The sequence below is a fragment of the Streptomyces sp. NPDC059861 genome, from assembly GCF_042731435.1.
Taxonomy (GTDB): domain Bacteria; phylum Actinomycetota; class Actinomycetes; order Streptomycetales; family Streptomycetaceae; genus Streptomyces.
Genome location: NZ_JBHWJQ010000008.1, coordinates 224,698 through 233,531 on the forward strand (window position 1 = coordinate 224,698; position 8,834 = coordinate 233,531).

At 69.0% G+C, this 8,834-nt stretch carries 6 protein-coding genes and 1 tRNA gene; 6 read left to right on the plus strand and 1 reads right to left on the minus strand.

Translation table 11 applies throughout. From position 1 onward, the window contains the following. Window positions 1-113: 113 nt before the first annotated feature. Window positions 114-197, minus strand: a tRNA-Leu gene (locus ACFV6X_RS10350). A 421-nt stretch (window positions 198-618) separates the two neighbouring features. Between ACFV6X_RS10350 and ACFV6X_RS10355 the strand changes: the two genes are divergently transcribed. From ACFV6X_RS10355 to pknB, 6 genes are all read left to right on the plus strand, one after another. Next, window positions 619-1,500, plus strand: coding sequence for a DUF3662 and FHA domain-containing protein (locus ACFV6X_RS10355; RefSeq protein ID WP_365457320.1), 882 nt, complete (start codon window positions 619-621; stop codon window positions 1,498-1,500). 10 nt (window positions 1,501-1,510) lie between these two features. Continuing rightward, entirely contained in the window at window positions 1,511-2,020 is a 510-nt protein-coding gene (locus ACFV6X_RS10360; protein WP_365457323.1) for an FHA domain-containing protein, read from the plus strand. A 140-nt stretch (window positions 2,021-2,160) separates the two neighbouring features. Next, window positions 2,161-3,696, plus strand: coding sequence for a Stp1/IreP family PP2C-type Ser/Thr phosphatase (locus tag ACFV6X_RS10365; protein WP_385380477.1), 1,536 nt, complete (start codon window positions 2,161-2,163; stop codon window positions 3,694-3,696). Between the two features lie 27 nt (window positions 3,697-3,723). Continuing rightward, complete coding sequence (locus ACFV6X_RS10370) at window positions 3,724-5,163, plus strand: FtsW/RodA/SpoVE family cell cycle protein (RefSeq protein ID WP_385380455.1); 1,440 nt, start codon at window positions 3,724-3,726, stop codon at window positions 5,161-5,163. Then, window positions 5,160-6,632: a penicillin-binding transpeptidase domain-containing protein gene (locus ACFV6X_RS10375; RefSeq protein ID WP_385380458.1), complete on the plus strand. Its 1,473-nt coding sequence runs from the start codon at window positions 5,160-5,162 to the stop codon at window positions 6,630-6,632. Before ACFV6X_RS10370 ends, ACFV6X_RS10375 begins: the two co-directional genes overlap by 4 nt. Window positions 6,633-6,803: 171 nt before the next feature. Beyond that, window positions 6,804-8,780, plus strand: coding sequence for a Stk1 family PASTA domain-containing Ser/Thr kinase (gene pknB / locus ACFV6X_RS10380; RefSeq protein WP_385380461.1), 1,977 nt, complete (start codon window positions 6,804-6,806; stop codon window positions 8,778-8,780). Window positions 8,781-8,834: the final 54 nt, after the last annotated feature.

Below are 8,834 nucleotides of genomic sequence, written 5' to 3' on the forward strand. Positions count from 1 at the left end.
ACCCCCCCTCGGGTGGGGGGGGGTGTTTTTTTTTTCAAAAACCCCCCCCGGGGGCCGGTTTAAAAAAACTCCGGGGGCGGCCTGGTTTACCCGCCCCCCCCCCGCTTCAGCTGTGCGCGAGGGGGGAGTTGAACCCCCACGCCCTTGCGGGCACTGGAACCTGAATCCAGCGCGTCTGCCTATTCCGCCACCCGCGCATTGGGTGTGTCTTGGGGCCTCACCGCTTCGGGTTGGCGCCTTCCGACACCCAGAACATTAGCACGCTGGACCGGGTGGGTTCACATCCCTTATCGGGGGCAGGGGCACCCCCACAGCGGCACGCCGACCGGCCAGAAGACCCCCCGCACGTATCAACCTCGTACCGGTCCTGCCCGTCTGCCCAGGAGCCGGACCGAGTCCGCAGTCCGGTGCGGGACACTTGTTTGCAACCCCCTCTACGATCCATGCCAGAAGTTCGAAGGGGAGCGCCGCAGGGAACTTCGTCAGGCGTCGACACCCGTCGACACCCGTCGACCGGGCTGACAGGGGGAACCAGCCGATTAACCGGGGCGTGGATACGATCAGTAAGCAGTACCGGGTAGGCAGTACACAGGACGGCAACACCGGAGGAGGTGCCCCATGGGAGTCCTGAAGAAGTTCGAGCAGCGTCTCGAAGGTCTGGTCAACGGCACCTTCGCCAAGGTGTTCAAGTCCGAGGTGCAGCCCGTGGAGATCGCGGGAGCGCTCCAGCGTGAGTGCGACAACAACGCGACCATCTGGAACCGCGACCGCACCGTCGTGCCCAACGACTTCATCGTGGAGCTGAGCGCCCCGGACTTCGAGCGCCTCAGCCCCTATTCCGGCCAGCTCGGCGACGAGCTCGCCGGCATGGTCCGCGACTACGCCAAGCAGCAGCGCTACACCTTCATGGGGCCGATCAAGGTCCACCTGGAGAAGGCGGACGACCTGGACACCGGTCTCTACCGGGTGCGCAGCCGTACGCTCGCCTCCTCCACCGACCAGCAGGCCCCCGGCTCCGCGGCCGGCGGTGCCCGCCCCGCGGGTGCCGCCGGTGGCTACGGGTACCCACCCGCGGGTGCCCCGGCACAGCCAGCCGGCGCTCCCCCCATGCCTTCGGCGCCCCCGCCCGGCGCCCGCCCCGGCGGGTACGGATATCCGCAGCCGGCCCAACCCGCCGCGCAGCGTCCCGGGGCCGCGCCCGGCGCCGCCCCTGGCTCCCGCACCAGGTACTGGATCGAGATCAACGGTGCCCGCCACCAGATCTCCCACCAGACCCTGGTGCTGGGCCGCAGCACCGACGCCGACGTGCGGATCGACGACCCCGGCGTATCCCGTCGGCACTGCGAGATCCGAACCGGAACGCCCCCGACGATCCAGGATCTCGGGTCCACCAACGGCATCGTGGTGGACGGGCAGCACACCACCCGCGCTACGCTCCGCGACGGCTCGCGGATCGTCGTGGGCAGCACCACCGTTATCTATAGGCAAGCCGAAGGGTGATCCGGGGGCAATGTCAGAGCTGACCCTCACGGTCATGCGGCTGGGTTTCCTGGCCGTACTGTGGCTGTTCGTGATCGTGGCCGTGCAGGTCATCCGCAGCGATCTGTTCGGTACGCGCGTCACACAGCGCGGATCCCGACGGGACGCCAACCGGGCGCAGCAGGCCACGCGCCAGGCGCCGCCGCAGCAGCGCCAGCAACCGGCCGGTGGCCGGGCGCGGCGCAACGCCCCCACCAAACTGGTGGTGACCGAAGGCACACTCACCGGCACCACCGTCGCGCTCCAGTCCCAGACCATCACCCTGGGCCGGGCGCACGACAGCACGATCGTGCTGGACGACGACTACGCCTCGAGCCGGCATGCCAGGATCTACCCGGACCGGGACGGTCAGTGGATCGTCGAGGACCTCGGGTCCACGAACGGCACCTATCTCGACCGGACCCGCCTCACGACCCCCACGCCGATCGCGCTGGGTGCACCGATCCGCATCGGCAAGACCGTCATCGAGCTGCGGAAGTAGTGCTACATCATGAATGAGCGCGAGCGGAGCGAGCACGCAGCGGCGGTCCACACCCGGGGCCCCGGCGCGCTCCCGACCGGAGGGTGGGCAGTGTGGCTCGACACGATCGGCTGTACCCGGAGCCGACGGGCGAGGTGCGCATGAGTCTGTCACTGCGCTTCGCCGCCGGTTCGCACAAAGGCATGATCCGCGAGGGCAACGAGGACTCCGGGTACGCCGGTCCGCGCCTGCTCGCGATCGCCGACGGCATGGGCGGCGCCGCGGCCGGCGAGGTCGCCTCCTCCGAGGCGATCTCCACCATCGTCCAGCTCGACGACGACATCCCGGGCTCGGACGTCCTCACCTCGCTCGGCGCGGCCGTCCAGCGCGCCAACGACCAGCTGCGCCAGATGGTCGAGGAGGACCCGTCGCTGGAGGGCATGGGCACCACCCTCACCGCCCTGCTGTGGACGGGCCAGCGGCTCGGCCTGGTGCACGTCGGCGACTCGCGCGCGTACCTGCTGCGCGACGGTGTCCTCACGCAGATCACCCAGGACCACACGTGGGTGCAGCGCCTCGTCGACGAGGGCCGGATCACCGAGGAAGAGGCCACCACCCACCCGCAGCGCTCCCTGCTGATGCGCGCCCTCGGCAGCGGTGACCACGTCGAGCCCGATCTGTCGATCCGCGAGGTGCGGGCCGGTGACCGCTACCTGATCTGCTCCGACGGCCTGTCCGGCGTCGTCTCCCACCAGACGATGGAGGAGACCCTCGCCAGCTACCAGGGCCCGCAGGAGACCGTGCAGCAGCTGATCGAGCTGGCGCTGCGCGGCGGCGGCCCGGACAACATCACCGTCATCGTCGCCGATGTCCTCGACCTCGACACCGGTGACACCCTCGCCGGACAGCTGTCCGACACCCCGGTCGTGGTCGGCGCGGTCGCCGAGAACCAGAACCACCTGCACGACAACGGCATCATGCAGACGCCGGCCGGCCGCGCCGCCGGCCTCGGCCGCCAGGTGCCCGGACAGGGCGGCGGGGGCGGCGAGTTCGGGCCGCCCGGCTCCGGCGACACCACCGGCTACGTCCCGGCGGACGGCTTCGGCGGCTACAGCGACGACGACTTCGTCAAACCACGGCCCCGGCGCCGCTGGCTGAAGCGATCCTTCTACGGCGTCCTCGCGCTGGCCGTCATCGGCGGCGGCCTCTACGGTGGCTACCGCTGGACGCAGACCCAGTACTACGTCGGCACCAACGACGAGCACGTCGCCTTGTACCGGGGCATCAGCCAGGACCTGGCCTGGGTCTCGTTGTCGAAGGTCGAGAAGGACCACCCCGAGATCGAACTCAAGTACCTGCCGCCCTACCAGCAGAAGCTGGTCGAGGCGACGATCGCCGAGGGCGGGCTGAAGAACGCCCAGGCGAAGATCGACGAGCTGGGCGTGCAGGCCTCCGCGTGCAAGAAGGAGGCGCAGCGACGCGCCGCCGAGAGCGAGAACAGCGCGCAGACCGGCCAGGGCGAGGCAGGCGGTACCACGGGAACCACCCGCACCTCTGTCACGTCCAAGGCCACACCGACACCGTCGGCCACCGGTTCCACGTCCCCGAGCCAGTCCGCGACCGCGCCCACTCCCAGCCCCGGCCCCAGCCTCTCGGAGGAAGAGCAGAAGGTCGTCTCGCTGTGCGGTAAGCAGTAGGCAAGCCGTGAGAGGCCCCGTCACACGATGAGCAGTACTTCCAACCCGTCGACGCAGCACACGTCCACGATCGGCTCGATCGGCACGCCGAGCCGGCGCAACACCGAGCTCGGGCTCCTGGTGTTCGCCGTCCTCATCCCGGTCTTCGCCTACGCCAACGTCGGCCTCGCCATCAACGACGAGGTACCGGCAGGCCTGCTGAGCTACGGGCTCGGCCTTGGCCTGCTGGCCGGCGTCGGCCATCTCGTCGTCCGCAAGTTCGCACCGTACGCCGACCCGCTGCTGCTGCCGCTGGCCACCCTGCTCAACGGGCTGGGGCTGGTCGCCATCTGGCGGCTGGACCAGTCCGAGCTGCTGCAGGACATCGGCCAGGCCGGCACCGCCGCCCCGCGCCAGTTGCTGTACACGGCGATGGGCATCGCGCTGTTCATCGTGGTGCTGATCTTCCTGAAGGACCACCGCGCCCTGCAGCGCTACACGTACATCTCGATGGTCGGCGCGCTGTTCCTGCTGCTGCTGCCGCTGGTCCCGGGCCTCGGCCAGAACATCTACGGCGCGAAGATCTGGATCAACGTCGGCGGGTTCTCCATCCAGCCCGGTGAGTTCGCGAAGATCGTCCTCGCGGTCTTCTTCGCCGGCTACCTGATGGTCAAGCGGGACGCGCTCGCCCTGGCCAGCCGTCGCTTCATGGGCCTGTACCTGCCGCGCGGCCGCGACCTCGGCCCGATCCTCGTGGTCTGGGCGATGTCGATCCTGATCCTGGTCTTCGAGACCGACCTGGGTACGTCGCTGCTGTTCTTCGGAATGTTCGTCATCATGCTGTACGTCGCCACCGAGCGGACCAGCTGGATCGTCTTCGGTCTGCTGATGTCCGCGGTCGGCGCCGTCGGTGTGGCCTCCTTCGAGCCGCACATCCAGCAGCGTGTCGACGCCTGGCTCGACCCGATGCGCGAGTACACGCTCTCGCGCGCGGGCCAGGAAGGCCACTCCGAGCAGGCCATGCAGGCGCTGTGGGCGTTCGGCTCCGGCGGCACCCTCGGTACCGGCTGGGGCCAGGGCCACTCCGAGCTCATCCGGTTCGCCGCCAACTCCGACTTCATCCTCGCCACCTTCGGCGAGGAGCTGGGCCTGACCGGCCTGATGGCGCTGCTGCTGCTGTACGCGCTGATCGTGGAGCGCGGCGTGCGCACGGCCCTCGCCGCCCGCGACCCCTTCGGCAAGCTGCTCGCCATCGGCCTGTCCGGCGCCTTCGCCCTCCAGGTGTTCGTCGTCGCCGGCGGTGTGATGGGACTCATCCCGCTGACCGGTATGACGATGCCGTTCCTGGCGTACGGCGGATCGTCCGTGATCGCCAACTGGGCCCTGATCGGCATCCTGCTGAGAATCAGCGACACCGCGCGCCGCCCGGCGCCGGCCCCCGCCCCCAACCCCGACGCCGAGATGACCCAGGTGGTCCGCCCGTCATGAACAAGCCCCTGCGCCGGATCGCGATCTTCTGCGGACTGCTCGTGCTGACGCTGCTGATCCGCGACAACTGGCTCCAGTACGTCCGGGCGGACGAGCTGGCCACCGACACCGACAACCGCCGGGTCGCGATCGAGCGGTACGCCACGCCGCGCGGCGACATAATCGTCGACGGCAAGGCCATCACCGGCTCCAAGCGGGCCGCCAGCGGCGACTTCGAGTACGTCCGCACCTACAAGGACGGCCCCATGTGGGCCCCGGTCACCGGCTACGCCTCCCAGGCCTTCGGCACCAACCAGCTGGAGAACCTGGAGGACGGCATCCTCACCGGCAACGACGACCGGCTGTTCTTCCGCAACACCCTCGACATGCTCACCGGGAAGAACAAGGCCGGCGGCAACGTCGTCACCACCCTCAACGCGGCCGCGCAGAAGGCGGCGTACGACGGCCTGGCCAAGCGGGGCAAGGGCGCCGTGGTGGCGCTGGACCCGGAGACGGGGGCGATCCTGGCGCAGGCCTCCTACCCGTCGTACGACCCCTCGACGATCGCCGGGTACTCCGACGACGACCAAAAAGCCTGGAACAAGCTCCAGAAGAAGGACAACGCGAACGACCCGATGCTCAACCGGGCGCTGCGCGAGACCTACCCGCCGGGCTCGACCTTCAAGGTCGTCACCGCGGCGGCGGCCCTGGAGCACGGCCTGTACCCGGAGGCGGACTCGCCCACCAAGACGCCGCTGCCGTGGACCATGCCGGGCACCACGACCGAGCTGAAGAACGAGGGGACCATCCCCTGCAAGAACGCGACCCTCAGGGTCGCCCTGCAGTGGTCCTGCAACACCGTCTTCGGCAAGGTCGGCTCCGACCTCGGCAACGACAAGATGCTGGAGACGGCGAAGAAGTTCGGCTTCACCGAGGAGCAGTTCACGCCGGTCCGCGCGAACGCCTCCGTGTTCTCCGAGGACATGGCCCCCTCCGAGGTGGCGCTGTCCTCGATCGGCCAGTTCAACACCGCCGCAACCCCGCTGCAGATGGCCATGGTCGCCGCCGCGGTCGCCAACGACGGCACGCTGATGAAGCCGTACATGGTCGACAAGCTCCAGGCGTCGAACGTCGACACCATCGAGCAGACCGAGCCGGAGGAACTGAGCAAGCCGCTCTCCTCCGACAACGCGCAGATTCTGCAGTCGATGATGGAGACCGTCGTCGACAAGGGCACGGGCAGCAACGCGAAGATCGACGGCGTGACCGTGGGCGGCAAGACCGGTACCGCCCAGCACGGCGTCGACAACAGCGAGAAGCCCTACGCCTGGTTCATCTCGTACGCCAAGCTCTCCGACGGCAGCTCGCCGGTCGCCGTGGCCGTGGTGGTCGAGGACGACGCGGCGGACCGAGGCGACATCTCCGGCGGTGGCCTCGCGGCGCCCATCGCGAAGAGCGTGATGGAGGCGGTCATCCAGAGCAAGCAGTGAGAGCCCCGTCACGTCGCCTTCACAATGATGCACGTTGCGATACCGGTCCTGTATCGGCTGACGGACTTGGCCAGGTCATACAAAGCGAGCCGGGTACGGTAGGCCCGGACGGCAGTCTCCGGTCGCACGACATGCCGACCGGGACCGACGGAGAGGGCTGGTAGGTAGCTTATGGAAGAGCCGCGTCGCCTCGGCGGCCGGTACGAGCTGGGCCCGGTGCTCGGCCGTGGTGGCATGGCGGAGGTTTACCACGCGCATGACACCCGGCTGGGACGCCAGGTGGCGGTGAAGACGTTGCGCGCGGATCTCGCACGCGACCCGTCGTTCCAGGCCCGCTTCCGCCGGGAGGCCCAGTCGGCCGCCTCGCTCAACCACCCCGCGATCGTGGCGGTCTACGACACGGGTGAGGACTACATCGACGGGGTCTCGATCCCGTACATCGTCATGGAGTACGTCGACGGCTCCACGCTCCGTGAGCTGCTGCACTCCGGCCGCAAGCTGCTGCCGGAGCGCGCCATGGAGATGACCATCGGCATCCTCCAGGGCCTGGAGTACGCCCACCGCAACGGCATCGTCCACCGCGACATCAAGCCGGCGAACGTCATGCTGACGCGCAACGGCCAGGTCAAGGTCATGGACTTCGGTATCGCCCGCGCCATGGGCGACTCCGGCATGACGATGACGCAGACGGCCGCCGTGATCGGCACCGCGCAGTACCTCTCGCCCGAGCAGGCCAAGGGCGAGCAGGTCGACGCGCGAAGCGACCTGTACTCCACGGGCTGCCTGCTGTACGAGCTGCTGACGGTCCGCCCGCCCTTCGTGGGCGACTCTCCCGTGGCCGTCGCGTACCAGCACGTCCGGGAGGAGGCGCAGCCTCCGTCGGTGTTCGACCCCGAGATCACGCCGGAGATGGACGCGATCGTCCTCAAGGCGCTGGTCAAGGACCCGAACTACCGCTACCAGTCCGCCGACGAGATGCGGGCCGACATCGAGGCCTGCCTCGACGGCCAGCCGGTCGGCGCCACGGCGTCGATGGGCTCGGTCGGCTACGGCGGCTACCCCGACGACCAGCCGACGACGGCCATGCGCTCCGACGGCCACGGCGGCGCGACGACCCTGCTGCCGCCGGCCAATCCGGACGACGGCGGCTTCGGCTACGACGACCGGCCCGACCGGCGTCGCCAGAAGAAGTCCAACACCTCGACGATCCTGCTGGTCGTCGCGGCGGTCCTGGTCCTGGTCGGCGCGATCCTGATCGGGCGCTGGGCGTTCGGCGGGGACGGCGTGAGCAACGACAAGGTGCCGGTCCCCAACCTCGTGGGGCAGACCGAGGCCGACGCGAGAAAGTTGCTGACCAACAGCGATCTGGAAGTCGGAACGGTCACGCCGAAGCCCTGCGAGGAGGAGAAGAAGGGCAACATCTGCTCGCAGGACCCGCAGCCCAGGACGCAGGTCGAGAAGAAGACCGTCGTCAACCTCGTGGTGTCGACGGGCGCTCCGAAGGTTGCCGTGCCGAACGTGATCGACAAGAACGTCGATCCTGCGACGCAGCAGCTGGAGGACAAGGGCTTCAAGGTCGAGACCAAGACCACGGAGTCCTCCTCGCAGGAGACGGGCACCGTCCTGAGCCAGGACCCCGACCCTGGCACCGAGTTGGAGAAGGGCTCCACGGTGACCCTCGAGGTGGCCAAGGCCCAGGAGAAGGCGACCGTCCCGGACGTCGCGGGCCAGTCCTGTGAGGATGCCCAGCGACGGCTTCAGGAGAACAACCTCACCGGCACCTGCACCGAGACGCCGACCGGCGAACCGAACCAGGACGGCAAGGTCTTCGAGATCACGCCGTCGGCCGGTTCGCAGGTCGACAAGGGTTCGAACGTGAACCTGAAGGTCGGCAAGCTGCAGCAGCAGACCACCGTTCCCGGCGTCATCGGCCGGACCGTGGACGAGGCCAAGCAGATCCTCCAGCAGGCTGGCTTCACCAACATCAATGTCGTCGGCGCCCAGGAGGGCAACGCCCGGGTCTTCCAGCAGGACCCGCAGCCCAACACCCCGGTCGCCGACCCGGCCGCCACACCGATCACCCTGACCGCTGCGGGCGGCGGCGGAGGCAACGGCGGCGGCATCTTCGGAGGCAACGACGGCGGCTGACCGGCAGCCAGCACCACGACCTGAGCCCCGGCACCCTTCTCAGGGTGCCGGCTG

Excerpts from the sequence above, each read along its gene's own strand:
- ACFV6X_RS10365 (WP_385380477.1), top strand. The coding sequence starts at position 2,161 with ATGAGTCTGTCACTGCGCTTCGCCGCCGGTTCGCACAAAGGCATGATC.
- ACFV6X_RS10375 (WP_385380458.1), top strand. The coding sequence starts at position 5,160 with ATGAACAAGCCCCTGCGCCGGATCGCGATCTTCTGCGGACTGCTCGTG.
- ACFV6X_RS10360 (WP_365457323.1), top strand. The coding sequence starts at position 1,511 with ATGTCAGAGCTGACCCTCACGGTCATGCGGCTGGGTTTCCTGGCCGTA.
- ACFV6X_RS10370 (WP_385380455.1), top strand. The coding sequence starts at position 3,724 with ATGAGCAGTACTTCCAACCCGTCGACGCAGCACACGTCCACGATCGGC.
- pknB (WP_385380461.1), top strand. The coding sequence starts at position 6,804 with ATGGAAGAGCCGCGTCGCCTCGGCGGCCGGTACGAGCTGGGCCCGGTG.
- ACFV6X_RS10355 (WP_365457320.1), top strand. The coding sequence starts at position 619 with ATGGGAGTCCTGAAGAAGTTCGAGCAGCGTCTCGAAGGTCTGGTCAAC.